General features: G+C 62.1%; 21 protein-coding genes. 13 read left to right on the top strand and 8 right to left on the bottom strand.

Going from position 1 to position 24556, the window contains the following annotated elements:
- Positions 1–99 precede the first annotated feature (99 nt).
- On the top strand, positions 100–972 hold the full coding sequence (trxA, locus tag HFK74_RS16775) for a thioredoxin (RefSeq protein ID WP_180204435.1): 873 nt from the start codon (positions 100–102) through the stop codon (positions 970–972).
- Positions 973–1043: 71 nt separating this feature from the next.
- On the opposite strand, the gene HFK74_RS16770 is transcribed toward trxA, so the two are convergent.
- Complete coding sequence (locus tag HFK74_RS16770) at positions 1044–1391, bottom strand: hypothetical protein (protein WP_180204434.1); 348 nt, start codon at positions 1389–1391, stop codon at positions 1044–1046.
- Between the two features lie 136 nt (positions 1392–1527).
- Here HFK74_RS16770 and HFK74_RS16765 point away from each other — a divergent pair, with 136 nt between their 5' ends.
- The 5 genes from HFK74_RS16765 to HFK74_RS16745 all read left to right on the top strand — a co-directional run bounded on the left by HFK74_RS16765 (position 1528) and on the right by HFK74_RS16745 (position 5622).
- The gene (locus HFK74_RS16765) at positions 1528–2112 is read left to right on the top strand and encodes a DUF2796 domain-containing protein (RefSeq protein ID WP_180204433.1); all 585 of its coding nucleotides are present in this window, start codon (positions 1528–1530) and stop codon (positions 2110–2112) included.
- A 130-nt stretch (positions 2113–2242) separates the two neighbouring features.
- Positions 2243–2953: an ABC transporter ATP-binding protein gene (locus HFK74_RS16760; protein WP_180204432.1), complete on the top strand. Its 711-nt coding sequence runs from the start codon at positions 2243–2245 to the stop codon at positions 2951–2953.
- A 1-nt stretch (position 2954) separates the two neighbouring features.
- Positions 2955–4220, top strand: coding sequence for an ABC transporter permease (locus HFK74_RS16755; protein ID WP_180204431.1), 1266 nt, complete (start codon positions 2955–2957; stop codon positions 4218–4220).
- 10 nt (positions 4221–4230) lie between these two features.
- Positions 4231–4749 carry a DUF3299 domain-containing protein gene (locus HFK74_RS16750; protein ID WP_180204430.1) on the top strand — a complete coding sequence of 173 codons (519 nt, stop codon included), beginning with the start codon at positions 4231–4233 and terminating at the stop codon, positions 4747–4749.
- 174 nt (positions 4750–4923) lie between these two features.
- Positions 4924–5622: an OmpW family protein gene (locus HFK74_RS16745; protein WP_180204429.1), complete on the top strand. Its 699-nt coding sequence runs from the start codon at positions 4924–4926 to the stop codon at positions 5620–5622.
- A gap of 168 nt (positions 5623–5790) precedes the next feature.
- Here the strand turns inward: HFK74_RS16745 and HFK74_RS16740 are convergent, their stop codons facing one another.
- Together HFK74_RS16740 and HFK74_RS16735 are read right to left on the bottom strand one after the other, a co-directional pair.
- Positions 5791–6720, bottom strand: a complete 930-nt coding sequence (locus HFK74_RS16740; protein ID WP_180204428.1) for an NAD-dependent epimerase/dehydratase family protein — start codon at positions 6718–6720, stop codon at positions 5791–5793.
- The gene (locus tag HFK74_RS16735; protein ID WP_180204427.1) at positions 6713–7597 is read right to left on the bottom strand and encodes a sugar nucleotide-binding protein; all 885 of its coding nucleotides are present in this window, start codon (positions 7595–7597) and stop codon (positions 6713–6715) included. Before HFK74_RS16735 ends, HFK74_RS16740 begins: the two co-directional genes overlap by 8 nt.
- Before the next feature lie 298 nt (positions 7598–7895).
- On the opposite strand from HFK74_RS16735, the gene HFK74_RS16730 reads away from it, so the two are divergent.
- Positions 7896–12200 carry a DEAD/DEAH box helicase gene (locus HFK74_RS16730; protein ID WP_180204426.1) on the top strand — a complete coding sequence of 1435 codons (4305 nt, stop codon included), beginning with the start codon at positions 7896–7898 and terminating at the stop codon, positions 12198–12200.
- Positions 12201–12316: 116 nt separating this feature from the next.
- Here HFK74_RS16730 and HFK74_RS16725 read toward each other — a convergent pair whose 3' ends face one another.
- Positions 12317–14443 (bottom strand): mechanosensitive ion channel family protein, encoded by a 2127-nt coding sequence (locus HFK74_RS16725; protein WP_180204425.1) that lies wholly within the window; start codon positions 14441–14443, stop codon positions 12317–12319.
- 189 nt (positions 14444–14632) lie between these two features.
- Between HFK74_RS16725 and HFK74_RS16720 the strand changes: the two genes are divergently transcribed.
- The 5 genes from HFK74_RS16720 (at position 14633) to HFK74_RS16700 (ending at position 20038) form a co-directional block, all read left to right on the top strand.
- A complete protein-coding gene (locus HFK74_RS16720; RefSeq protein WP_180204424.1) occupies positions 14633–15844 on the top strand; it encodes an MFS transporter in 1212 nt (403 codons plus the stop codon).
- Between the two features lie 208 nt (positions 15845–16052).
- On the top strand, positions 16053–16979 hold the full coding sequence (locus HFK74_RS16715) for a DUF72 domain-containing protein (protein ID WP_180204423.1): 927 nt from the start codon (positions 16053–16055) through the stop codon (positions 16977–16979).
- Entirely contained in the window at positions 16976–17773 is a 798-nt protein-coding gene (locus tag HFK74_RS16710) for an endonuclease/exonuclease/phosphatase family protein (RefSeq protein ID WP_180204422.1), read from the top strand. The genes HFK74_RS16715 and HFK74_RS16710 overlap by 4 nt, the downstream gene beginning before the upstream one ends.
- Entirely contained in the window at positions 17770–19065 is a 1296-nt protein-coding gene (gene clsB, locus HFK74_RS16705) for a cardiolipin synthase ClsB (RefSeq protein WP_180204421.1), read from the top strand. The genes HFK74_RS16710 and clsB overlap by 4 nt, the downstream gene beginning before the upstream one ends.
- Positions 19052–20038, top strand: coding sequence for a lysylphosphatidylglycerol synthase domain-containing protein (locus HFK74_RS16700; protein ID WP_180204420.1), 987 nt, complete (start codon positions 19052–19054; stop codon positions 20036–20038). The genes clsB and HFK74_RS16700 overlap by 14 nt, the downstream gene beginning before the upstream one ends.
- Positions 20039–20149: 111 nt before the next feature.
- Here the strand turns inward: HFK74_RS16700 and HFK74_RS16695 are convergent, their stop codons facing one another.
- The 3 genes from HFK74_RS16695 to HFK74_RS16685 all read right to left on the bottom strand — a co-directional run bounded on the left by HFK74_RS16695 (position 20150) and on the right by HFK74_RS16685 (position 23300).
- Positions 20150–20908 carry a S9 family peptidase gene (locus HFK74_RS16695; protein ID WP_180204419.1) on the bottom strand — a complete coding sequence of 253 codons (759 nt, stop codon included), beginning with the start codon at positions 20906–20908 and terminating at the stop codon, positions 20150–20152.
- The gene (locus HFK74_RS16690) at positions 20898–22007 is read right to left on the bottom strand and encodes a DUF3182 family protein (RefSeq protein ID WP_180204418.1); all 1110 of its coding nucleotides are present in this window, start codon (positions 22005–22007) and stop codon (positions 20898–20900) included. The genes HFK74_RS16695 and HFK74_RS16690 overlap by 11 nt, the downstream gene beginning before the upstream one ends.
- 300 nt (positions 22008–22307) lie before the next feature.
- Positions 22308–23300 carry a GlxA family transcriptional regulator gene (locus tag HFK74_RS16685; RefSeq protein WP_180204417.1) on the bottom strand — a complete coding sequence of 331 codons (993 nt, stop codon included), beginning with the start codon at positions 23298–23300 and terminating at the stop codon, positions 22308–22310.
- 102 nt (positions 23301–23402) lie between these two features.
- Between HFK74_RS16685 and HFK74_RS16680 the strand changes: the two genes are divergently transcribed.
- A complete protein-coding gene (locus HFK74_RS16680) occupies positions 23403–23954 on the top strand; it encodes a cysteine hydrolase family protein (RefSeq protein WP_180204416.1) in 552 nt (183 codons plus the stop codon).
- A gap of 81 nt (positions 23955–24035) precedes the next feature.
- Here the strand turns inward: HFK74_RS16680 and HFK74_RS16675 are convergent, their stop codons facing one another.
- A complete protein-coding gene (locus tag HFK74_RS16675; protein WP_008065729.1) occupies positions 24036–24554 on the bottom strand; it encodes a single-stranded DNA-binding protein in 519 nt (172 codons plus the stop codon).
- Positions 24555–24556 lie beyond the last annotated feature (2 nt).

Genomic DNA, 24556 nt, shown 5'->3' with positions numbered 1-24556 from the left:
AGGCTTGCCCGCGAAGGCATTCTCTCAGACTGCCCATACTTCCGGCCGCCCCCCGCCAGGCCGTATAGTTGCCCCATTCACGCTTCCAAGAGATCCCCCATGAGTCAGCAAACGCCGTACATCTTCGACGCCACGACTGCCGATTTCGACCAGTCGGTGATCGAGAACTCCTTCCACAAACCGGTGCTGGTGGATTTCTGGGCCGAATGGTGTGCGCCCTGCAAGGTGCTGATGCCGATGCTGCAGACCATTGCCGAGAGCTATCAGGGTGAGCTGCTGCTGGCCAAGGTCAACTGCGACCTCGAACAGGACATCGTCGCCCGCTTCGGTATTCGCAGCCTGCCGACCGTGGTGCTGTTCAAGGATGGCCAGCCGGTGGATGGTTTTGCCGGTGCGCAGCCGGAGTCGGCCGTACGGGCGCTGCTCGAGCCCCATGTACAAATGCCGCCACCGGCCGCCGCCGATCCGTTCGAACAGGCCCAGGCCTTGTTCGACGACAGCCGCTTCGCCGATGCCGAAGCCCTGCTCAAAGTGCTGCTGGGCGAAGACAACACCAACGCCAAGGCGCTGATTCTTTACGCCCGCTGCCTCACCGAGCGTGGTGAGCTGGGCGAAGCGCAAACCGTGCTCGACGCGGTCAAGAGCGATGAACACAAGGCCGCCCTGGCCGGCGCCAAGGCGCAGATCAAGTTCCTCGGCCAGGCCAAGGATTTGCCCGATGCCGCCGACCTGAAAGCACGCCTGGCGAAAAACCCGCAGGACGATGAAGCGGTCTACCAACTGGCCGTGCAACAACTGGCCCGCCAGCAGTACGACGCGGCGCTGGATGGGCTGCTCAAACTGTTCATCCGCAACCGCAGCTATAGCGAAGGCTTGCCGCACAAGACCTTGCTGCAGGTGTTCGAATTGCTGGGTAACGATCACCCGCTGGTGACGACGTACCGCCGCAAGCTATTTGCTGCGTTGTATTGATTAACCACCTGTAGGAGCACGGCTTGCCGGCGATGGCGTCCTTGAGATCGCTTCGCCAGCAAGCTGTGCTCCTACAGTTTTGTGATCCAATGAAAGATAGGCGTATCGCCGCCGCTCTCGACTTTCACATCCGCGCTATGGCGCAAACGCACCAACAGACGTTTTCCCGACGCCGCACTACCGGTCAGCCCTTCCAGTTGATCGAGCAGATCCGGCCCGCTCAATTGCCCGGCCTTGCGCAGCAAATCCCTGGCAACCTGCCACAGCGCATCGTCCTGAGTCAGCGGTTTCGCCGCCGGCGCACTGACCTCGGTTTTTTCCACCTGCAACTGCGCACCCAGCCGCGCCCAATCGGCGTCATCCATCTCCAGCGTCAAATCCACCGGCCAGTCGCCGATGCTTCCGCGAATTCGCAACATGAGTCAGCTCCCGAACATTTCTTCATGCCCATGCTCCCATGGGGCTTGTGCAACGCCAAGCTGGCAGTCACAATCCGCGCACTAACGTTATAAGATTACATAACATTTTTTTCATCTTGTCTTTCGGAGACTCGCCATGCGTCGCCTGCTTCTCGCTCTGCCGTTTGCCTTGTTGCCGCTGACTGTCGCCCATGCCGCCGACGAACATGATCACGACCATGAGCACGGCAGCCTCGGCGCCCACGAGCATGGCGTCGGTCGCCTGAACGCGGCGCTGGACGGCCAGACCCTGGAGCTGGAACTGGAGAGTCCGGCGATGAACCTGGTGGGGTTCGAGCATGCCGCCACCACCGATGCAGACAAAGCCAAGGTCGCCGCAGTCCGCGCTCAACTCGAGAAGCCGTTGGCGCTGTTCAGCCTGGCGAAAGCCGCCGGTTGCGTGGTCGCGAGCCAGGAACTGGAGAGCCCGCTGTTCGGTGACAAACCGGATGCCGATGACGATCACGACGAAGACGCTAAGGACGAACATCACCACGACCACAGCGAAATCCACGCCCACTACCGATTCACCTGCGCCACGCCCGGCGCGCTGAAGACGCTGGACCTGGCGAATATTTTCAACACATTCCCGGCCACACAGAAAATTCAGGTACAACTGATCGGCCCGAGCGGGCAGCAAGGGGTTGAAGTGACGGCGAAGGCTGCCGCCCTCAAACTCTGATCCACCGAAGATCCCCTTGTAGGAGCGAGCTTGCTCGCGAAGGTGTGTCAGTCGACATCAATGCAGCTGATATACCTTCGCGAGCAAGCTCGCTCCTACAAGAGTTCACCATCTACCTGACCGGTTTCACATGACCCAAGCACTCATCGAACTGTCCGACCTGGGCTTTAGCTGGCCCGGTCATCCGCCTTTGCTGGATATCCCGGCGTTTCGCCTGGAGCCCGGGGAAACCCTGTTCCTCAAGGGCCCCAGCGGCAGCGGCAAGACCACCCTGCTCGGCCTGCTCGGCGGAGTGCAAAAGCCCGATCGCGGCAGCATCCGCCTGCTGGGCCAGGAGCTGACCGCACTTTCGGCCGGCGCCCGCGATCACTTTCGCGTCGATCACACCGGCTACATCTTCCAGCAGTTCAACTTGTTGCCGTTTCTGTCAGTGCGCGAGAACGTCGAGCTGCCCTGCCACTTCTCCAAATTGCGCGCCCAGCGGGCGAAACAGCGCCATGGCAGCATTGATCAGGCCGCCGCCACCCTGCTCGCCCACCTGGGTTTGAAGGATGACAATATCCTCGCTCGCCGCGCCGACTCCCTGTCCATCGGCCAGCAACAACGAGTGGCCGCCGCGCGCGCGTTGATCGGTCAACCGGAACTGGTGATCGCCGATGAGCCGACCTCGGCCCTCGACTACGACGCCCGGGAGAACTTCATTCGCCTGCTGTTCGCCGAATGCCGCGAAGCCGGTTCGAGCCTGTTGTTCGTCAGCCATGACCAGAGCCTGGCACCGCTGTTCGATCGCCACCTGTCGCTGGCCGAACTCAATCGCGCCGCCACATCTGCAGAGGTCTGAGATGTATCTGTTCCGTCTTGCCATGGCCAGCCTGGCTAACCGCCGTTTCACCGCGATCCTCACCGCGTTCGCCATTGCCCTGTCGGTGTGCCTGCTGCTGGCCGTGGAACGGGTGCGCACCGAGGCCAAGGCCAGCTTCGCCAGCACCATCAGCGGCACCGACCTGATCGTCGGCGCGCGTTCCGGTTCGGTCAACCTGCTGCTGTACTCGGTATTCCGCATCGGCAACGCCACCAACAACATCCGCTGGGACAGCTTCGAACACTTCGCCAACAACCCGAAAGTGAAGTGGGCCATTCCCATGTCCCTCGGCGATTCCCATCGCGGCTATCGGGTGATGGGCACCACCGAGGCGTACTTCGAACACTACCAGTACGGCCGCCAGCAACACCTGGAACTGGCCGATGGCCGTGCTTTCGCCACCGACCCGTTCGAAGTGGTGCTCGGTGCCGAAGTCGCAGATGCTCTGCACTACAAACTCGGCGACAAGCTGGTGCTGGCCCACGGCGTGGCCGTGATCAGCCTGGTCAAGCATGACGACAAGCCATTCACCGTGGTTGGCATCCTCAAGCGTACCGGCACCCCGGTGGACCGCACGCTGCACATCAGCCTCGGCGGCATGGAGGCCATTCACATCGATTGGCACAACGGCGTGCCGGCCCGGGGCAACGGGCGGATCAGCGCCGATCAGGCGCGCAACATGGACCTGACGCCCCAGGCGATCACCGCGTTCATGCTCGGCCTCAACAGCAAGATTTCAACCTTTGCCTTGCAGCGCGAAATCAACGAATTCCGTGGCGAACCAATGCTGGCGATCCTGCCGGGCGTTGCGCTGCAGGAGTTGTGGAGTTTGATGAGCACGGCGGAAAAAGCTTTGTTCGTGGTGTCGCTGTTCGTGGTGCTGACCGGGTTGATCGGCATGCTCACGGCGATTCTCACCAGCCTCAACGAACGCCGGCGCGAGATGGCGATCCTTCGTTCGGTGGGCGCGCGGCCGTGGCATGTCGCGACGCTGCTGGTGCTGGAGGCGTTTGCCCTGGCGCTGGCCGGCGTGTTGGCCGGCGTGGCGCTGCTGTACGTGTGCATCGCGGCGGCCCAGGGTTATGTGCAAGCCAATTACGGCCTGTTTCTGCCACTGGCGTGGCCAAGTGAATATGAATGGACGCTACTCGGTGGCATCCTGATCGCTGCGTTGCTGATGGGCAGCGTGCCTGCCTGGCGCGCCTATCGCCAATCCCTGGCCGATGGCCTGTCGATCCGTTTATGAGGATGTTGAAATGCGCCGCGCTGTCTTTGCGCTGTTGATGCTGGTCACCTTGCCGTTGTGGGCAGATGCGCCGAAAGAGCTGACCTGGTCGGAAATGATCCCGCCGGATGCGGCGCCGGAAGTGCCGAACATGACGCCGCTGCATGACCTGTCGAAAATGAGCGATGCCCTGTCCGCCGAATCGGCGCCGGCAGCGAAGCAGGACATGCCCAACGCGCCGGTGGTCAAGGCCCTCGACGGGCAGAATATTCGCTTGCCGGGCTACATCGTGCCGCTGGAAGTGAGCGAGGAAGGCCGTACCACGGACTTTCTGCTGGTGCCGTATTTCGGCGCCTGCATTCACGTTCCGCCACCGCCGTCGAACCAGATCGTGCATGTCAAAAGCGCAGTCGGCGTGAAGCTCGACGAGCTGTATCAGCCGTACTGGATCGAGGGTGCGATGCAGGTCAAGCCATCCACCAGCGAGTTGGCGGATGCCGGTTACCAGATGGAGGCGGACAAGATCTACTTGTATGAATTGCCGGAGTGAGTCCGGTATTCATGTGTTGCTTGATCGATCGTCATCGCGAGCAGGCTCGCTCCCACAGGGAATCGGCTACAAAAACCAATTCCATCCCACTTTCCTTGAGCTGAGTCAAAAGACCGAATCGTTAGCCGGCTTACCATTGGACATCGAACATTTTTAACGTCCTCTGGAGCCCCCATGAACAAGTCCTTGCTCGGCGCCTCGCTGGTAGCGCTGGCGCTCGCTGCCCCGTTCGCCCATGCCCACGAAGCCGGCGACATCATCCTTCGTGCCGGTGCCATCACCGTCAACCCGAAGGCCGACAGTTCCACGGTCAAGGTCGACCAAGGCCCGCTGAGCGGCGCCGACCTGGGTGGCAAGGCGACCATGAGCAGCGACACGCAATTGGGCCTCAACGTCGCCTACATGCTCACCAACCACTGGGGTATCGAACTGCTCGCGGCCACGCCGTTCGAGCATGACGTGAAACTCAAAGGCACCGCCCTGGGCGCAGCCAATGGCAAACTCGGTACGCTGAAACACCTGCCACCGACCCTCAGCGTCGTGTACTACCCGCTGGATGCAAAATCCGACTTCCAGCCGTATCTCGGCGCCGGTATCAATTACACCTGGATCTACGACGAGCATGTCGGCAGCGAAGCCCAGGCCAACGGTTTCAGTAACTTCAAGGCAGAAAACTCCTGGGGCATGGCGTTCCAGGTCGGTGCGGACTACATGATCACCGACCACATCATGCTCAACGCCCAGGTGCGTTACATCGACATCGATACCCGCGCCACCGTGGAAAACGACGCCGTGGCGCCGGGCACCCGGGCACGGGTGAACGTGGATGTCGATCCGTTCATCTACATGGTCGGTCTGGGTTACAAGTTCTAAGCAATATTCACGTGGTGGTGAATTGATCGTTCCCATGCGCAGCAAAGGAATGCAGCCAGGGACGCTCCGCGTCCAAAGAGCAGACGCAGAGCGTCCATTGAGGCATTCCCACGCAGAGCGTGGGAACGATCCAGCAACAAAAAAAGGCGCCTCTACAGGCGCCTTTTTCTATTGTCCCAGCAACCGCGCCAGCCCGACACTCAACGGTGTCGGCTCGGGCGCTCTGAAGCGCGCAAGCAAACGCTGGTTGTTAGCCCGTGAATGACGAATGTCACCGGAGCGCGCCGGGCCGTAGCTCACCGGTGGCAGCTTGCCAACGACCACCTCGAGGGCTGCAAGCATTTGCTTGAGACTGGTCGCCTGGTTCCAGCCGACGTTTACCGCGCCATCCTCCACCTGTGGTTTCTCGATGGCCTGCACCAGCCAATCGACCAGATCCTCGACGTAGAGAAAGTCCCGCGTCTGCTCACCGTCGCCAAACACGGTGATCGGCAGGCCTTTCTGGGCGCGCTCGCTGAAAATGCTGATCACCCCGGAGTACGGCGATGACGGATCCTGACGTGGGCCGAAGATGTTGAAGAAGCGAAAAATCACCGGTTCCAGCCCATGCTCGCGCCGGTAGAAGTCGAAGTATTGCTCGCTCGCCAGCTTGTCCGACGCGTAGGGGGTCAACGGTGCCTTGGGCGTGTCTTCATCGATCGACTCGCCTTCGCCATTGTTGCCGTAGACCGCGGCACTGGAGGCGAACAGCACGCGCTTGACGCCCGTCTGGCGCATGGCTTCGCAGACATTCAGCGAGCCGATGAAGTTGCTCTGGTGGGTCTTCACCGGGTCGTCCACCGATGCCTGTACCGACGCCACTGCCGCCAGGTGCGCCACGGCGCTGCAACCGGCCATCGCACGGGCGACCAAGGCGGCATCGGCCACGTCGCCGACGATCAGCTCGACCTTGGGATTGTCCAGCGGCAGGTTGCTGCGTTTACCGGAAGACAGATCATCGAGAATCCGTACCGAATAGCCCTTGGCGAGCAAGGCATCGGTGAGATGGGAGCCGATGAAGCCGGCACCCCCGGTAATCAAAACGGGGCGATCAGCCATGACGATAGAACCTGTCCAGAAGACTCGGAAGGGCCGCACGCCAGGCGCGTGGCTTGATTCCGAAGGTGTGCAGAATTTTCTTGCAGGCCAGTACCGCGTGCTGCGGTTCTTCCGCGGCGTCCGGTCGCGTGGCGTGAGCCTGGGCGGTCGGCGCTTCGATGGCTAGCGGGTGCAGGGCGCGGGCTTCAGTGAGAATCGCCTGCCCCAGGGCCAGCGGCGTGGTCGCCTCGTGCCCGGCGTAGTGGTAGGTGCCCCACAGCGGCGCGCTGCAGTCCAGTTGCTTGAGCACCGAAATGATCACGCGAGCCGCGTCGTCCACCGGTGTCGGATTGCCCCGGCGGTCGTCGGCCATCAACAGTTCCTGGGCCTGCTCGGCGCGACCAAGGAAGCGCCCGAGGGTGCCGTCGGGACTGTCATCGAGCAGCCAGCCGAATCGCAACAACACGTGTTGCGGGCAGGTGGCGCGCACGCTTTTCTCGATTCGCCACAAGGCCTGGCCACGCAGGCCCAGCGGCATTGGCTCGTCTTTTTCGCTGTAGGCCGTGGCCCGGGAGCCGTCGAACACGCGATAACTCGAGGGTTGCAGCAAAACGATGTTGTGATGCTGGCACAGTTCGGCCAGGCGCTCGATCGCCCGCTCCTGCCCGGCCAGGCGCTGTTCGCTGACCGCCTCCGCCTGGAACCAGTCGAAGTAGTAGGCAAGGTTGATCAACGCGTCCGGACGGGTGTCGTCGAGCAGTTGCGTCAGGCTCGCGGCATCCCAGCCGTCTTGCGGTGGGCGGGGGGCGAGGAAACCGATGTCTTCCTCCGCACCGAGGCGAATCAGCGCCTGCCCAAGGGCATTTCCGCCGCCCAGTAACATAAGGCGCATTCGCATAGAGTCAGCAGGCCCAGTCTGATTGGAACGATGGCTTTATCGACAGCGCCCGCGGGCGATGTCGTCGATAGTTGCCGGAATCGTTGCATTTTGCGGGTTTAGTGCGCAACCGTCATCCGTAAAGTGTAGATGTCCCGGTTTTGTAGTGCTGCTACTGGCCCCTTCGCTGGCAAGCCAGCTCCTACAAGAGCACCGCCGGCCCTGTAGGAGCTGGCTTGCCAGCGAAGAGGCCTTGCCAGTCAACGGAGATCCTGAGCGGTACTTGCATCTTCACTGAGTCACCCGCATAAATCAGAACATGAACCTGCCCATCCCCGCAGACAGTGCCCTGAGCGGCTTCCACCCCGCCGTCAGCGCCTGGTTCAGCAAGACTTTCGCGACGGTCACCGCCGCCCAGGCCCGGGCGTGGCCGCTGATCCGCCAGCGCCGCTCGACCTTGATTGCCGCGCCCACCGGTTCCGGCAAGACCCTCACCGCTTTCCTCGCCGTCATCGACGACCTGGTCCACCGTGGCCTGGAAACCACTGAAGGCCTGCCGGACGAAACCCTGGTGGTGTACGTCTCGCCGCTCAAGGCGCTGTCCAACGACATCCAGATCAACCTGCAAGACCCGTTGGCCGGCATCACCGAACAGTTGCGGGTGATGGGCCTGCCCGAGCTGCGGATCAACACCGCCTTGCGCACCGGCGATACCCCGCAAAAAGACCGCTCGGCGATGCGCAAGACCGCGCCGCACATCCTGGTCACCACCCCGGAATCGCTTTACGTGCTGCTCGGCTCCGATTCAGGCCGAAAAATGCTCGGCACCGCACGCACGGTGATCGTCGACGAAATACACGCCATCGCCGCCAGCAAGCGCGGCAGCCACCTGGCCCTGAGCCTGGAACGCTTGCAGGCACTGTGCGCCGAACCGCTGGTGCGCATCGGCCTGTCGGCCACGCAAAAACCCATCGAGGCGGTGTCGCGCTTCCTGGTGGGCCACGAGCGCCCTTGCGAGATCGTCGATATCGGCCACGCCCGCCCACGGGACCTGGGCATCGAAGTACCGCCCGTGCCGCTCTCGGCGGTGATGGCCAACGATGTCTGGGAACTGGTCTACGACCGTCTTGCCGCCCTCGCCCGCGAACACCGCACCACGCTGATTTTCGTCAACACCCGGCGCCTGGCCGAACGCCTGAGCCGGCATCTTAGCGAGCGCCTGGGCAAGGGCGCCGTGGCCGCCCACCACGGCAGCCTGGCCAAGGAGTTTCGCCTGGACGCCGAACAGCGGCTCAAGCGCGGCGAGCTACAGGTGTTGATCGCCACCGCGTCGCTGGAACTGGGCATCGACATTGGTGACGTCGACCTGGTGTGCCAGATCGCTTCGCCGCGCTCGATTGCCGGCTTTTTGCAACGGGTCGGTCGCTCCGGGCACCAGGTTGGCGGCACCCCCAAGGGCCGCTTGTTCGCCACCACCCGCGACGACCTGATTGAATGCGTCGCGCTGCTCGATTGCGTGCGCCGGGGCGAGCTCGACACCCTGCTGATCCCCGAGGCGCCGCTGGACGTCCTGGCGCAACAGATCATCGCCGAAGTCAGTTGCCAGGAATGGTCAGAGGACGCATTGCTCGCGCTATTCCGACGCGCCTCGCCCTACGCCGCCCTCGACGAAAAACATTATCAGGCGTTGCTGCGGATGCTTGCCGAGGGCTACAACGGGCGCCAGGGCATCCGCAGCGCCTACCTGCATCGCGACGCCGTGAACCGTACCCTGCGCGGTCGTCGCGGCGCCAAGCTGACAGCCGTGACCAGCGGCGGGACGATTCCGGACAACGCCGACTACAGCGTGTTGCTGGAGCCGCAAGCGCTGAACATCGGCAGCGTCAACGAAGATTTCGCCGTGGAAAGCATCGCTGGCGATGTGTTCCAGCTGGGCAATACCTCGTACCGGATCCTGCGGGTCGAAACCGGCAAGGTCCGGGTTGAAGACGCTCAGGGCCAGCCCCCGACCATTCCCTTCTGGCTTGGCGAAGCGCCGGGGCGCAGTGCGGAACTGTCGTTCGCCGTCGCGCGCCTGCAAGCGCGTCTCGATGCGCTGCTGGGCGCCACGCCTGGCAACTTGCAACCCAGCCTCGATTGGCTGACCGATAACCTCGGCCTGAACCTGGCCAGCGCCGAACAGTTGGTCGAATACCTCGCCCGTGCGCGCCAGTCCCTCGGCGCCCTGCCCTCGCAAGACACGCTACTGATGGAGCGGTTTTTCGATGAGTCGGGCGGTACGCAACTGATCATCCACAGCCCGTTCGGCAGCCGCATCAACCGCGCCTGGGGCCTGGCCCTGCGCAAGCGCTTTTGCCGCACCTTCAATTTCGAATTGCAGGCCGCCGCCAGCGAGGACGCCATCGTCTTGTCGCTGTCCACCAGCCACAGTTTCGAGCTGGACGAGGTCTGGCGCTATCTGCACAGCAACAGCGCGGAACACATACTGACCCAGGCGGTGCTCGACGCACCGCTGTTCGGCGTGCGCTGGCGCTGGAATGCCGGCGTGGCGCTGGCGCTGCCGCGCTACACCGGCGGACGGAAGGTCGCGCCGCAGATCCAGCGCATGAAAAGTGAGGACCTGATCGCCAGCGTGTTTCCCGATCAGATTGCCTGCGTGGAAAACCTGGTCGGCGAACGGGAAGTTCCCGAGCATCCGCTGGTGGAGCAAACCCTCGACGATTGCCTGCACGAAGCCATGGACAGCGAAGGCTGGCTGGCGTTGTTGCGGCGCATGGAGCGCGGGGAGATCCGCCTGATCAGCCGCGACCTGCCGGCGCCCTCGCCGCTGGCGGCGGAAATACTCAGCGCCCGGCCTTACACCTTTCTTGACGATGCGCCGCTGGAAGAGCGCCGCACGCAAGCCGTCATCAATCGGCGCTGGAGCGAGCCGCAATCCACCGATGACCTCGGCGCGCTGGACGCCGAGGCGATTGCCGCGGTGCGCGAAGAAGCCTGGCCGACACCCGGCGGTGTCGATGAAATGCACGAAGCGTTGATGAGCCTGGCGTGTATCACCGAAGCCGAGGCCCGCGCCAACGCCCCTTGGCACGATTGGTTGAATACCCTGGCCGACAGCGGCCGTGCCTGTCGCATCAACCCTTCACTCTGGCTGGCGCGGGAACGACTGACCTGCCTGCGGGCCATTTATCCACAGGCTGTTTTGTTGCCGGCGCTGGAGGCGTTGCCGGGGTTCGATGAACACTGGGAAGCGGACGACGCCGTGCTTGAAGTGATCCGCGCACGGCTCAGCGCTTTTGGTCCATTGCCGCTGAAGTCGATTGCCGCACCGCTGCAATTGCCGGATACACAAATCACCCAGGCACTGGCGCAACTCGAAGGCGAAGGCTACGTGCTGCGCGGTCGTTTCACTCCGGGCAGCACTGAAGATGAGTGGTGCGAGCGACATTTGCTGGCGCGGATACATCGCTACACCGTCAAGCGCCTGCGCCGGGAAATCGAGCCCGTGGCCTTGCAGGATTTCATGCGATTTCTGTTCGACTGGCAGCACCTGTCCAATGCCACCCGTGGCCAGGGCAGCGCGATGTTACCGGCGATCGTCGCTCAGTTCGAAGGCTATCCCGCCGCCGCCTCGGCCTGGGACAGCGACCTTTTGCCCGCGAGGCTCAAGGACTATTCGCCCACCTGGCTCGATGAGGCTTGCCGTAGCGGCAAGCTGGTCTGGACCCGGCTGACCGCGCGCAACCGCAGCACCGGTACCGCGCTGCGCAGCACGCCGATCCTGCTGTTGCCGCGCCAACGGGTCGGTCTCTGGAGCGACTTGACCGAACAAACGCCCGTCAGCGAACTGTCGCCCAAAACTCAGAAGGTTCACGCCGCCCTCAGCCAGCACGGCGCGCTGTTTTTCGATGAGCTGATTCACGAAGCCCATCTGTTGCGTACGGAACTGGAAATCGCTTTGCAGGAACTGGTCGGTGCCGGGCTGTTGAACGCCGACAGCTTTGCCGGCCTGCGGGCGCTGATCACGCCGGCCAGCAAGCGCCAGCAGCGTAGCAGCCGACGCGGACGCGGGGCCTTTGTCGGCGGCATGGACGATGCCGGACGCTGGGCACTGTTGCGCCGCGGGGTGGCCGCGCCGGTTGTGGATAACTCGCGGCCGGCGCCCACACCGGCAGATACCCTGGAACACATCGCCATGACCTTGTTGCGCCGCTACGGCGTGGTGTTCTGGCGATTGCTGGAGCGTGAGGCCGATTGGTTGCCGAGCTGGCGGGAATTGCTGCGCACCTTCCATCGCTTGGAAGCGCGCGGCGAGATTCGTGGCGGGCGATTTGTCAGTGGCTTGGCGGGCGAACAGTTCGCGCTGCCGGAGGCGATTCCATTGCTGCGCGAAGTACGGCGCCGGCCTTATGACGGCAGCTTGATCGCGGTCTGCGGGGTCGATCCGCTGAACCTCGCCGGCACCCTGCTGCCCGGTGCGAAAGTGCCGGCACTGGCGAGTAATCGACTGGTGTATCGCGATGGTTTGCCGGCTGCCACGCAGATAGCTGGCAAGCCGTGTTTTTGGCTGGAGCTGGATCAGCAGGTGATGGCTGAAGTGCAGAGCAAGCTGATCCGGCATTGATGTTGCCTGGTCTGGCCTCATCGCGAGCAGGCTCACTCCTACAGGGGATTTGTGGTGTACACAGATCCATTGTGGGAGCCAGCCTGCTGGCGATGGGGCCCTCAAAACCGACAAATTTATTGGGGACGAGGCCGATCCGGCATCATCACCGCCACATGCTGCGGCTCCGCCGCCCCATCCTGCAGCGGCTCATGTTGCCTCGGCATCAAGACCTGCTGTGGATAAGTCTGCGCGAAATGCACCCACGGACTGTTATCCACAAGCTTTTTCAATCGCTGGTTGAAGGCCCGGCTCACCGCATACTGCCCCCCCGACACGGTGCGAAATTGTGCCGTCAACACCACGCCATTGAGGTCCATCCTGTCGACGCCGAATACATCCAGCGGCCCTTGCAGGTTGTACCTGAGGAACGGGTCTTCGCTGATCGAATGCCCGGCCTCGCGAATCAGTTCGATGGCCTTGTCGACATCGGTGTCATAGGTGAACTGTACAGAGAAGAAGGCATAGGCAAATTGCCGCGATTGGTTGGTCACGGCCTTGATCTGGCCAAAGGGTACCGAGTGCACGAACCCTTTGCCGTCGCGCAGGCGCAAGGTGCGGATGGTCAGGCCTTCGACCGTGCCGGCATGCCCGGAATCGAGCACCACCCAGTCGCCGATGGACAGGGTGTCTTCGATGATGATGAACAACCCGGTGATCACGTCCTGCACCAGTTGCTGGGAGCCGAAACCGATGGCCAAGCCAATGACCCCGGCACCGGCCAGGAACGGCGCGACATTGATTCCAAGATTGGCCATGGTGGTGATGGCGCAGATCACCACCAGGATGATTTTGATCGCATTGCGCAGCAACGGCAGGATGGTCTTGACCCGCGTACTCGGCTGGCGTGCCCCGCGTTTGTTGGCCGGTGGTTTCAGGGCTTCCTGGATCGCCGTGTCGAGCACGACCCAGACCATCCACGTCACCAGGAAGATCAAGCCGATATGGCTCAGCGAGTCACTGATCGCCCGCCCCACGGCATTGCTGACCGCAAAATCGAACAGCGACACGCCCCAGATTCGTCCGAGGATATCGATGAACACGATGGCCATGGCGATACGCAACAACGCGTGAGAAAGGCTCAGGAAGCGTTCTTTGTAGGCGCCACTGCGGCGCACGTCGGACTCGCTACGGGTCTTGAACAAGTGGTGCAGCGTGGTGCTGAGAAACACCGTCGCAATCAGCAATACCGTGGTAAACAGCGCGCTGCGCAGCACTTGCTGGTTGTCATCGCCAATGCCGATCAGGTTGATGATAGAGACCAGCACCATCAACAGGATCGGCCAGTACCAGAGCCCGGAAAAAATCCGCAGGGTTTCGCGCAAGGCCGGCTGCTTGCGTCGCTGGGCCAGTGGCAGGATGCGGATCACATGGGCAACCGGGCGACGCATGCGGAACACCAGCAATCCAAAGGAAATCGAGGCCGCCAGCCCGGTAAACACGGCGATGCTGCTGGTGAGATTGTTCCCCAGTTGGTGCGCGATCTGCGGGCTGGTCAAGGCGTCGCTAAGGGCTACGAGGAAGCCGATGGCGAACAGCGGCCGTGGGCTGTCATGACGAATGATCTGCACCGCCCGGCGTTTGTGCCCGACATTGAACAGCACCACCAGGGACATCACCAACGCTGCTGCGAACGCGCCACTGCTGGTGGCATAGGCAAGACACAACCCCAGCGCCCGCCCCGCCGATACAGGCATGAACTGGCTGGCATAAATCGTCAGCGGCAGGCTGATCACCGCCGGGAGGCTGTAGGGCAATACATAACCAAGCAGTGCCTGCCCGCGCTCTCGACTGAGCAGCAAGCGATGGCGGCACAGACGTTCGGTCAAGAACTTGCCGAACATCCAGAGCAAGCCGAAGACACCCGCCCACACCGCCGTCAGCAGCAGGAAATCCCCCGCCACGCTCCAGCTCGAACGGGCCGATGGACGATTGACCAGTTGATCCACCTCGTCGGCCGCACGGTCCGCGCGCAGGCGCCAGGCGGCGAGCAGATCCTTGTTGAAATCGAGCTTGTCCTGGATGCCATCGATGCTCGAACTGATGGCGCCCAGCAACCCGCCCTGTACCAGGGGTTCAGGGTGTGCCGGCGGTGTGGCGGCGGTGGCAGCTGCCGGCACACCTGGTATCGCCGCGGCCTCCAGTTCCTCGCTGCCGAGGAACAATAGCGCCCCCAGCAATATCGCCGTCTTGAGCCTGATCAAGGCACCCGCTCCTTTGGATAGGACTGTAAGGAACTGATCGAGAAATGCCGGACTAGTTCGGTGCTGGCCGGCAAATGCCCGGCAATCTTTGCGCTCAAGACAAATATCAAATGCTCATCCCTGTATTTTTCCGCACAACCCAAACCCCGACACTGCGCTCCATCAAATCAACCCACTGGAGTTGCAGCCATGCCCATTGCCTTGCTCGCGCTGACCCTCAGCGCCTTTGCCATCGGGACGACCGAGTTCGTCATCGTTGGCCTGTTACCCACCATTGGCGCCGACCTCGGCGTCAGCCTGCCGTCGGCGGGCCTGCTGGTCAGCCTGTATGCGCTGGGCGTCGCCGTCGGCGCCCCGGTACTGACCGCCCTGACCGGCAAAGTCCCGCGTAAATTGCTGCTGTTGTCCTTGATGGTGCTGTTCACCCTGGGCAACCTTCTGGCCTGGCAAGCGCCGAGCTACGAGTCGCTGATCCTGGCGCGAATCGTCACCGGCCTGGCCCACGGGGTGTTTTTCTCGATTGGCTCAACCATCGCCACCAGTCTAGTGCCCAAGGAAAAAGCCGCCAGCGCGATCGCGATCATGTTCACCGGCCTGACCGTGGCCCTGGTGACGGGCGTACCGCTGGGGACTTTCATCGGTCAGCATTTCGGCTGGCGGGAGACCTTCCTCGCCGTATCGGCCCTGGGTGTGATCGCCTTTATCGGCAGCCTGCTCTATGTGCCGAAAAACATCGCCCACAGCAAACCCGCTTCGCTGCTGCAGCAGTTGCAGGTCCTCAAACAGCCACGCCTGCTGCTGGTGTACGCCATGACGGCGGTCGGTTATGGCGGTTCGTTCATCGCGTTCACGTTCCTGGCACCGATCCTCCAGGACATCGCCGGTTTCAGCGCCAGCACCGTCAGCCTGGTACTGCTGGTCTACGGCATCTCGGTGGCCGTCGGCAACATCTGGGGCGGCAAACTGGCGGACAAGCGTGGCCCGATCAGCGCCCTGAAACTCATTTTCGCCCTGCTCGCCGCGGTGCTGTTCGTGCTGACCTTCACCGCCGGAAATCCGTGGCTGGCACTGGCCACCGTACTCGTCTGGGGCGCCGTGGCGTTCGGCAATGTGCCAGGGTTGCAGGTGTATGTGGTGCGCCAGGCTGAACACCACACGCCCAATGCGGTGGACGTGGCTTCCGGCCTGAACATCGCCGCGTTCAACCTCGGCATCGCCGGTGGCGCCTGGGGGGGTGGCTTGATCGTTGCGCACATGGGGCTGATCCATACCGCGTGGATCGGTGGGTTGGTGGTGTTGGTGGCGTTGGCGTTGACTGCGTGGAGCGGTCGCCTGGACCGCCGTGGGCCGGTGTATGCCGAGCCGGCCGAAGGGTCTGCCCGCGTTATCACGGGCCACTGATCAACCCCTGTAGGAGCTGGCTTGCCAGCGAAAGCGATGTGTCATTCAACATTTTCGTTGCCTGACCCACCGCATTCGCTGGCAAGCCAGCTCCTACAGAGTTGATCTGCAGTGGTCTATCGAGTGTGTACCGTCCGTAGCCCCACCGAAACTTTCGTCACCGTCTGGCAGTCATCAAAAGATCAGGGGGCAGTCAGACGGAGGCGACATGGCGGCGATTCACATCGGCATTTCAGGTTGGCGCTACACGCCCTGGCGGGGGGATTTCTACCCGAAGGGGCTGGCCCACAAGCGCGAATTGCAATTCGCCTCGCGGGCGGTCAACAGCATCGAAATCAATGGATCGTTCTACGCCCTGCAACGGCCCGAACGCTACGCCCAGTGGTATGCCGAAACGCCCGCGCACTTTGTGTTCAGCGTCAAGGCGCCACGCTTCATCACCCATATCAAGCGCCTGCGTGACATCCACAAACCCCTGGCGAATTTCTTTGCCTCAGGGGTCCTGGAACTCAAGGAAAAGCTCGGCCCGATACTCTGGCAGTTTCCACCCAACTTCAAATTCGACGCCGAATTGTTCGAGACCTTCCTCGAGCAATTGCCCCACGACACCCAACAGGCCGCCGCCCTCGCCCGCCAGCACGATGCCCACGTGAACGGCCACGCCAGCCTCAAGGCGAGCAGGAAAAAGCCCTTGCGCCATGCCGTGGAAATCCGCAACGAGAGCTTCATCGACCCTGCATTTGTCCGCCTGCTCAAACGCTACAACACCGCCCTGGTGATCGCCGACACCGCCGGTAAATGGCCGTATCGCGAAGACCTCACCAGCGACTTCGTGTACGTGCGCCTGCACGGTGCCGAAGAGCTCTACGCCAGCGGCTACACCCCTCAGGCCCTCAAGCGTTGGGCTGAGCGGATCGATACCTGGCATCACGGGCGACAACCGACTGATGCGCAGCTGATCGCGCCGCGCCTGAAACCCAGGGTGCGCAAGTCGCGAGAAGTGTTCTGCTACTTCGATAACGACATCAAGGTCCGCGCGCCCTTCGATGCGCGCCGCTTGCTCGAACGCTTCGATCTCGACAAAGACCTGCTCACCACCCCCGGCGAACCGGTCGCCGAAGGCGTGCTGCCATGAGCATTTCCGAACCGGTTGGCGCCACCGATGAGCAGGCGAGCATCGATCCCACGGTGCACCGTTTCACCGTACTGACGGTCAACACCCACAAGGGTTTCACTGCGCTGAACCGGCGTTTTATCCTGCCTGAATTGCGCGAAGCGGTGCGCAGCGTATCCGCCGACGTGGTGTTTCTGCAGGAGGTGCACGGCACCCACGAACATCACCACAAGCGCTACGACAATTGGCCGGCGATGCCCCAGTATGAATTCCTCGCGGACACCCTCTGGCCGCAGTTTGCCTACGGCCGCAACGCAGTCTATCCGGCAGGCGATCACGGCAACGCCTTGCTGTCGAAATTCCAGATCGTCCGGCACGACAACCTCGACGTCTCCATCAGCGGCCACGAGAACCGCGGCATTTTGCATTGCGTGCTGCGCCTGCCGGGTGAAGGCCCGGAGGTGCATGCCATTTGCGTCCACCTCGGCTTGCGCGAAACCCATCGCAATGCACAGCTCCAATTGCTGCTGCGCCGTCTTGAGTCGTTGCCAGGCGACGCGCCGGTGATCGTCGCCGGCGATTTCAACGACTGGCGCCAACGCGCCGATGCCCTGCTCAAGCCCTGCGGCTTGCGTGAGGTATTCGTCGAGCACCACGGCAAGCCGGCGCGCAGTTTCCCCGCACGATTGCCGACACTGCGCCTGGACCGCATCTACGTACGCAACCTCAAGGCCAGCCGTCCGCAGGTACTGACGACCCGCCCCTGGTCGCACCTCTCGGATCACGCACCGTTGTCGGTGGAGATCGAGCTATGAGCATCCCGTCGATGGAAAAAAACACGCTGGAAAGCACCATTGCTGCGCCGCCCATCAGCAAGCCGACAGCCGTCGACGTCGAGTACGGTTGGCAAGGAAACAATCGGGTCGAACTGCTGGAAAACGGCGAAGCCTATTTCCCCAGGGTGTTCGAGGCCATGCGCCAGGCCAAGACCGAAATCCTCCTGGAAACCTTCATTGTGTTCGAGGACAAGGTCGGCGAAGAACTGAAGACCGTGCTCATCGAGGCGGCACAAAGGGGCGTTCGAGTGACGGCCAGTTTCGACGGGTTTGGCTGCGGAGAGCTGACGGCCGGGTATCTCACCGCCCTGAGCGGTGCCGGCGTGCATCTGCAAATGTTCGACCCGGCGCCCAAGCGCCTGGGTATTCGCACCAACTGGTTCCGACGCCTGCACCGCAAGATCGTGGTGGTGGACGGGACGATTGCCTTCATTGGCGGGATCAACTTCTCCGCCGATCATTTGGCCGACTTCGGCCCCGAGGCCAAGCAGGACTATTCGGTTGAAGTGCAAGGCCCGGCGGTGGCCGACATCCATCACTTTGCCCTGCTGCAATGCGGTCGCCCGGCCCGCGCCAAATATTGGTGGCAACGGCGTCGGCAACGGCGTTCGGAACTGACCGTCACCGATCACGATGGCCAGGTGCGGCTGGTGTACCGAGATAACGCCGAGCACGCGACCGACATCGAACAGGTTTACCGCCTGGCGTTGCGCACAGCACAGCGGCGCGTGGTCATCGCCAACGCCTACTTTTTCCCGGGCTACAGGTTGCTGCGCGAGATCCGCAACGCGGCGCGCCGCGGCGTTGAAGTGCGCCTGATCCTGCAGGGCCAGCCGGACATGCTGGTGGCCAAACTGGCGGCGCGCATGACGTACGACTACCTGCTCAAGTCCGGGGTGAAAATCTTCGAATACTGCGACCGGCCACTGCACGGCAAAGTCGCACTGGTGGACGAAGACTGGAGCACCGTCGGCTCCAGCAACCTTGATCCGTTGAGCCTGTCGATGAACCTGGAGGCCAACGTGTTGATCCGGGACCGCGCATTCAACCGTGACCTGTTCGATCGGCTTGAAGAACTCAGCGATCACCATTGCAAGGCCATGTCGGTGGACAAGGCCCCACGCGGACGCATCTGGCACATGACCGTGGGCTTTCTAGTGTTCCACTTCCTGCGGCATTTCCCGGCATGGGCCGGTTGGTTGCCCGCGCATAAACCACGCCTGAAAGCGTTCACCCCACCGACCGGGAGCGATCAACATGAGCCGCACTGAAGCACACGCGGCGCCTCACGCCGAGCACCCGGCGAAGTCGCGCTGGAGCCGTTGGAAAAGACCGCTGACGATGCTGTTTTTCCTGGCGCTAATCGTCCTCTTGACGATGTTTGCCCAGCGCATCGAATGGAACGAAGTACTCGACACCCTGGCCGATTTCAAGGTACGCACCTTGATCATCGCGTCGGGGCTGACCCTGGTGAGTTTCCTGGTCTACGCCTGCTTCGACCTGATCGGCCGCACCTACATCCGCCAGGACCTGACCTGGAAGCAGATCCTGCCGGTGGGCATCATCAGCTACGCCTTCAACCTCAACCTGAGTGCCTGGGTCGGCGGGATTGCCATGCGTTACCGGCTGTATTCGCGGCTCGGGGTGAGCAAGGCCAACATTGCGAAAATCCTCGGCCTGAGCCTGGCGACCAATTGGTTCGGCTACATGGTGATTGCCGGCGCGGTGTTCAGCAGCGGACTAGTGCGCATGCCGCCAGGCTGGAAACTCAGTAGCGGCGCGCTGCAAGCCGTGGGCGTTTTGTTGTTGCTGGTGAGCGCGGGATACCTCGCCGCCTGCCAGTTTTCCAAACGCCGCGAGTGGGCGATTCGCGGGGTCGAAATCAACCTGCCATCACTGCGCATGGCGGTCCTGCAACTGGCACTCGGGGCGCTGAACTGGTCGTTGATGGCCGCGGTCATTTTCACGCTGCTACCGAGCAAGCTGGACTATCCGCTGGTGCTTGGCGTGTTGCTGATCAGCGCCATCGCCGGGGTCATCACCCACATCCCGGCCGGGCTCGGCGTGCTGGAAGCGGTGTTCGTGGCACTGCTGCAACACGAGGTATCGCGAGGCAGCCTGGTGGCGGGGTTGCTGGCGTATCGGGCGATTTATTTCCTGTTGCCGTTGTTGATCACGCTGGTGATGTATCTGCTGGTGGAGGCCAAGGCCAAGTCGCTGCGGATCTCGAAAAAACCCAAATGATTTTTGCTGTTCTTGCGGGCGCTTTCGCGAGCAGGCTCGCTCCCACATTTGAAATGCATTCCACTGTGGGAGCGAGCCTGCTCGCGAAGGCGCCATGAGCGACACCACAATTCATTTGGATTGAATAATGCTCAAACGCTCACCCACCACCATCTCCGTAACCCAGCCCACCAGGATCGAAGTGTAGGCCTGCTGCGAAACAGGATCGCTGAGGGCATGGTCCGCACCATCGATAATCCGGTGGGTCAGCGAGTGCGTCCGCTGACACGCCGCGCGATAACTCATGATCGTCGCGTGGGGCACGTAGTCATCGGTTTCCGACTCCACCAACAGCACATCGCCGGTAAATTCAGAGCAGGCATGCAGCGCCCGATTGCCATCGGCGCGCACCAGCGTACTGCGGTAATCGCGCAGATCGAGCTTGTCCAGATCGCGCTTGGGTGTATGCCATTGATCGTCGCGGTACAGCGCCGGTACCCGCAACGCCAGCCAGCGCACCGGCCGTAGCGAGGTCAGGATCGAGGCCAGGTACCCGCCGTAACTGGTGCCGACCACGGCAATCGCCGAGGTATCCAGCGCTGGGTGCGCAAGCAGGCGATCGTAGGCCGCCAGCAGGTCACGGAGATTGTCTTCACGGGTGACGCGGGTCAACGGGATACCCGTGCCGCCGGTATGCCCGCGCAGGTCGAAGGTCAAACACACGCAACCCAGCCCGGCGATGCCTTTTGCCCGTTCCAGATCGCGCTCCTGGCTCCCGCCCCAACCGTGCACGAACAATACGCCGGGAACTTTCGATTTGGGGCTGAGAAAAGTCCCGCTCATCTGTTCGTCGTCAATGTCGATTTGAATGCTTTCGCTTCTAGCCGTCATAGGATTTGACCGTTACGTACTTGAGGAGGAAATCACTGCTTTCCGCCGGCCCGCGGTAAACCTCGATGGCGTCCGCCGGCAGCGGCTGATCGATGTAAGTTTCCACCGACGACACGCGAATCGCGCGCATCCCAGGATCGTTGACGAAGCTCTGCAAGGCTGCCACTTCAGCACTGCTGGCCCCGCCCATGCGCCAGGATTGCTCGAGCACGCCGCTGCGTCGCTGGCCGTCACTGGCGATACCCTGGGCGATGTCGTAATTGCGCCGCGAGGCGTAGAAACCGGGATAGGCTTCATCGGCGGCAGCGTCGAACACCTTGGCCTGCCTGATCGCCAGTCGCACCTCGTCCGGCAAGTCCAGCTTCAGCAGATCGTCGTAGCCGCCCTGCACCACCAGCAAGTTGGAACCACCATAGACCTCTTCGCCGCGAGCGTCCTTGGTCAAGTATTGATCACCGCAATAACTCAGCACCTTTGCGCCGATGAAACTCTGCCCGACGCTGTGGGTGATCACCTGCTCCAGATCCTGCTCCAGCACTACACCCTCATTGAACATCGCCTTGGCTTCAGGGCGGGCGAGGATCTCATCGAACTGGTCGAGGCTGTTGATGACTTCCTGACCGCGCCCCGCGCAGGCATGAATCGGCTTCATACGGATCGGACCACTGTAGAGAAGATACTCCGCCGCCGGCCGCGCATCGTCGAAGGAGAAAACACTGAGACCGTCGAGCACCACCGTGCGCACCCGCTCGGAAAACATCGGCGCCCAGCCTTTGGGTGCATGGGCATGCTGGTTCAACAAACCATGGCTGATGGCTTTGGTGCAGATGAAATCGTGCTCGACGTAACCGCCCCACAAGTCCTCTGGGCCCTTGACGCCCAACTGCCTCGCGGCAGCGGCGCCCACCAGTGTCTGGGTCGGCAACAGATAGATGTCCCGCCCGCCATGCACCTGCGGGTCGTAGCTGCCAGCGAATTTGAGCCCGAGTATTTGCGCCAGCCAACGGGCCAGGGCGCGATTGGTTTCGACTTCGTGCTGCGGCGCATCGGGGCGCACCGAATGGGCGACTACCAGTTTCTTGCGGCTTGTTGGGGTCATGCGTCCCCCTTCAGATATCGCTAAATGAATGTAGCTGATGGGGTGCAGGGTTCAGGCCAAGCGTCCTCTCGAGAAAAAATCTCTTAAAGTCAGTCCGTTGCGGGAAAGGTATAGCGCCGAGCCTATTTTATTCTGCACGACTCGCTGCAAGACTCTGGCATTTTGCACGACCCAAGCTAGCTATTCCCCCTGTGGGAGCGAGCCTGCTCGCGATGAGGCCATTACATTCGCCATTTAAGTTGCCTGACACGCCGCCATCACGAGCAGGCTCGCTCCCACAGGGGATTTGTGGTGAAGCGTCTATCGGGGTGCCGCGCTCGGCATCACCCCAAACCGCGCCCGATAATCACTCGGCGCCAGCCCGGTAATCTTCTTGAATGTCGAACGAAATGCGCCGGGATCCTGATAGCCCACGGACCAAGCGATGTGATCGATGGTGCCGTTGGTGAATTCGAGCATTTCCCGGGCCTTGCCGACTCGCAGGTGCTGGCAATACTCAGTGGGCTTGAGCCCGGTTGCCGCGCGGAATCGACGCAGGAACGTCCGCTCCTCCAGCCCTGCCCGCTCAGCCATCGCCGCCAGCGAGACATCGGTGGCCCCAGTGCTTTGCAACCAGTGTTGAACCTTGAGAATCGCGGCATCGCCATGGTTGAGAATCGGCGCGAAATTGCTGCCGCATTCACTGGCGCTGTCACTGTGTTCCACCACCAGGAAACGCGCAGTGCCGGTGGCAATGCTCGGGCCCAACAGACGATCCACCATGCGCAGACCCAATTCAGACCACGCCATCAGCCCGGCAGTGGTAATCAGGTCACCGTCATCGACGATGGGCGTATCGGCTTTGAGCTTGATCGCCGGGTAGCGCTCGGCGAAGGTTTTGGCGGAAGTCCAGTGAGTGGTGGCGCTACGACCGTCGAGCAGTCCACTTTCAGCCAATAGCAGCGAACCCACGCAGACACCGCCCAGGGTCGCGCCATTGGCGTGTTGCTGGCAAAGCCAGCGCAGCAGCGCCTGCGGCGCCTGGGCTTCGCTGAAGCCGGCAATCGACGGTGGAATCAACACCGCCACCAATGCGCCGTCCGCAGCGGGATGGCTGTCATAGACCCGAAACGGCGCCTGTTCGCCATCGACCTGCCAATGGCTGATCCGCAACAAAGGCAAGCGCGCGGCCTGATGCTCCGCGGCGATGCGGTTGGCCACCCCAAACAGGTCCGTCAACCCATGCACCGCCGCCATCTGCGCGCCGGGGTAGATCAACACGCCCAACTCGACGATTGCCCTTTGTGCATCCATTGTCAGTTTTCCCCCCTCTATTGTCGGTGCGGCCAATCCCCGGACGGTCTGCCAGGGTCAATACTTCATCCCACATTCAAACCGCACTTCGAGGAAACAGTCATGGCCAAGCAAGCACTCATCGTAGTCGATATCCAAAAAGACTACTTCCCCCAAGGCAAGTGGCCATTGGCCGGCGCCGATGCTGCCGCGGACAACGCCGTTCGTCTGCTCAAGGCCTTTCGTGACGCCGGTGATTCGGTGGTACACATCCGCCACGAATTCACCTCCGCAGAAGCACCATTTTTCACCCCGGGCTCCGACGGCGCGAAGCTGCACCCGAAAGTCCTCAACCAGGGCAATGAACCGGTGGTGCTCAAGCACTTCGTCAACTCGTTCCGCGAAACCGAACTGCAGTCCATTCTCGACGAGCAGGGCATCAAGGAGCTGGTGGTGGTCGGCAGCATGAGCCACATGTGTGTCGACGGCATCACCCGCGCCGCCAACGACCTCGGCTACAGCGTCACGGTGATCCACGATGCCTGTGCCTCCCGTGACCTGGAGTTCAACGGCCTCACCGTTCCGGCGGCCCATGTGCACGCCGCGTTCATGTCGGCTTTGGGTTTTGCCTATGCCAAGGTGGTGTCCACTGACGAGTTTCTCGGGGCCAACTGATTAAACCCCGGAAACGCAAAAGGCCCGTAGCGACTGATCGTTACGGGCCTTTTCATTTATGCCGTTCGGGAAAGCAAATGCTTAGAACGGAATATCGTCATCGAAGCTGTCGAAGTCCGGAGCTGGCTGCGGAGCGGCCTGCTGAGGAGCCGGGCGCGACTGTTGCGGTGCCGACTGCTGTGGACGCGGAGCCTGTTGGCGCGGAGCGGATTGCTGGTAGTTACCGCCGCCCTGGCCTTGCTGGTCACCCTGTTGTGGACGACCGCCCAGCAGTTGCATGGTGCCTTGCATGTCGACCACGATTTCAGTGGTGTAACGCTTGATACCGTCTTTTTCCCACTCGCGGGTCTGCAGCTTGCCTTCGATGTAGACCTGCGAACCTTTGCGCAGGTACTCGCCGGCGATCTCTGCAACTTTGCCGAACATCGACACACGGTGCCATTCGGTTTTTTCGACTTTCTGACCGGTTTGCTTGTCGGTCCACTGTTCGCTGGTTGCCAGACTCAGGTTGGTCACGGCGTTGCCATTCGGCAGGTAACGAACTTCAGGATCCTGGCCGCAAGTGCCGACCAATATGACTTTGTTAACCCCACGGGCCATTA

This window comes from Pseudomonas sp. SbOxS1 (assembly GCF_013416725.1).
GTDB lineage: Bacteria > Pseudomonadota > Gammaproteobacteria > Pseudomonadales > Pseudomonadaceae > Aquipseudomonas.
Note: the sequence above shows the minus strand (reverse complement) of the source record. Positions and strands in the feature narration are given on the sequence as shown.

Excerpts from the sequence above, each read along its gene's own strand:
- HFK74_RS16675 (WP_008065729.1), bottom strand. The coding sequence starts at position 24,554 with ATGGCCCGTGGGGTTAACAAAGTCATATTGGTCGGCACTTGCGGCCAG.
- HFK74_RS16680 (WP_180204416.1), top strand. The coding sequence starts at position 23,403 with ATGGCCAAGCAAGCACTCATCGTAGTCGATATCCAAAAAGACTACTTC.
- HFK74_RS16755 (WP_180204431.1), top strand. The coding sequence starts at position 2,955 with ATGTATCTGTTCCGTCTTGCCATGGCCAGCCTGGCTAACCGCCGTTTC.
- HFK74_RS16685 (WP_180204417.1), bottom strand. The coding sequence starts at position 23,300 with ATGGATGCACAAAGGGCAATCGTCGAGTTGGGCGTGTTGATCTACCCC.
- HFK74_RS16710 (WP_180204422.1), top strand. The coding sequence starts at position 16,976 with ATGAGCATTTCCGAACCGGTTGGCGCCACCGATGAGCAGGCGAGCATC.
- HFK74_RS16760 (WP_180204432.1), top strand. The coding sequence starts at position 2,243 with ATGACCCAAGCACTCATCGAACTGTCCGACCTGGGCTTTAGCTGGCCC.
- HFK74_RS16695 (WP_180204419.1), bottom strand. The coding sequence starts at position 20,908 with ATGACGGCTAGAAGCGAAAGCATTCAAATCGACATTGACGACGAACAG.
- clsB (WP_180204421.1), top strand. The coding sequence starts at position 17,770 with ATGAGCATCCCGTCGATGGAAAAAAACACGCTGGAAAGCACCATTGCT.
- HFK74_RS16700 (WP_180204420.1), top strand. The coding sequence starts at position 19,052 with ATGAGCCGCACTGAAGCACACGCGGCGCCTCACGCCGAGCACCCGGCG.
- HFK74_RS16715 (WP_180204423.1), top strand. The coding sequence starts at position 16,053 with ATGGCGGCGATTCACATCGGCATTTCAGGTTGGCGCTACACGCCCTGG.
- HFK74_RS16730 (WP_180204426.1), top strand. The coding sequence starts at position 7,896 with ATGAACCTGCCCATCCCCGCAGACAGTGCCCTGAGCGGCTTCCACCCC.
- HFK74_RS16740 (WP_180204428.1), bottom strand. The coding sequence starts at position 6,720 with ATGGCTGATCGCCCCGTTTTGATTACCGGGGGTGCCGGCTTCATCGGC.
- HFK74_RS16765 (WP_180204433.1), top strand. The coding sequence starts at position 1,528 with ATGCGTCGCCTGCTTCTCGCTCTGCCGTTTGCCTTGTTGCCGCTGACT.
- HFK74_RS16720 (WP_180204424.1), top strand. The coding sequence starts at position 14,633 with ATGCCCATTGCCTTGCTCGCGCTGACCCTCAGCGCCTTTGCCATCGGG.
- HFK74_RS16690 (WP_180204418.1), bottom strand. The coding sequence starts at position 22,007 with ATGACCCCAACAAGCCGCAAGAAACTGGTAGTCGCCCATTCGGTGCGC.
- HFK74_RS16735 (WP_180204427.1), bottom strand. The coding sequence starts at position 7,597 with ATGCGAATGCGCCTTATGTTACTGGGCGGCGGAAATGCCCTTGGGCAG.
- HFK74_RS16750 (WP_180204430.1), top strand. The coding sequence starts at position 4,231 with ATGCGCCGCGCTGTCTTTGCGCTGTTGATGCTGGTCACCTTGCCGTTG.
- HFK74_RS16745 (WP_180204429.1), top strand. The coding sequence starts at position 4,924 with ATGAACAAGTCCTTGCTCGGCGCCTCGCTGGTAGCGCTGGCGCTCGCT.
- trxA (WP_180204435.1), top strand. The coding sequence starts at position 100 with ATGAGTCAGCAAACGCCGTACATCTTCGACGCCACGACTGCCGATTTC.
- HFK74_RS16770 (WP_180204434.1), bottom strand. The coding sequence starts at position 1,391 with ATGTTGCGAATTCGCGGAAGCATCGGCGACTGGCCGGTGGATTTGACG.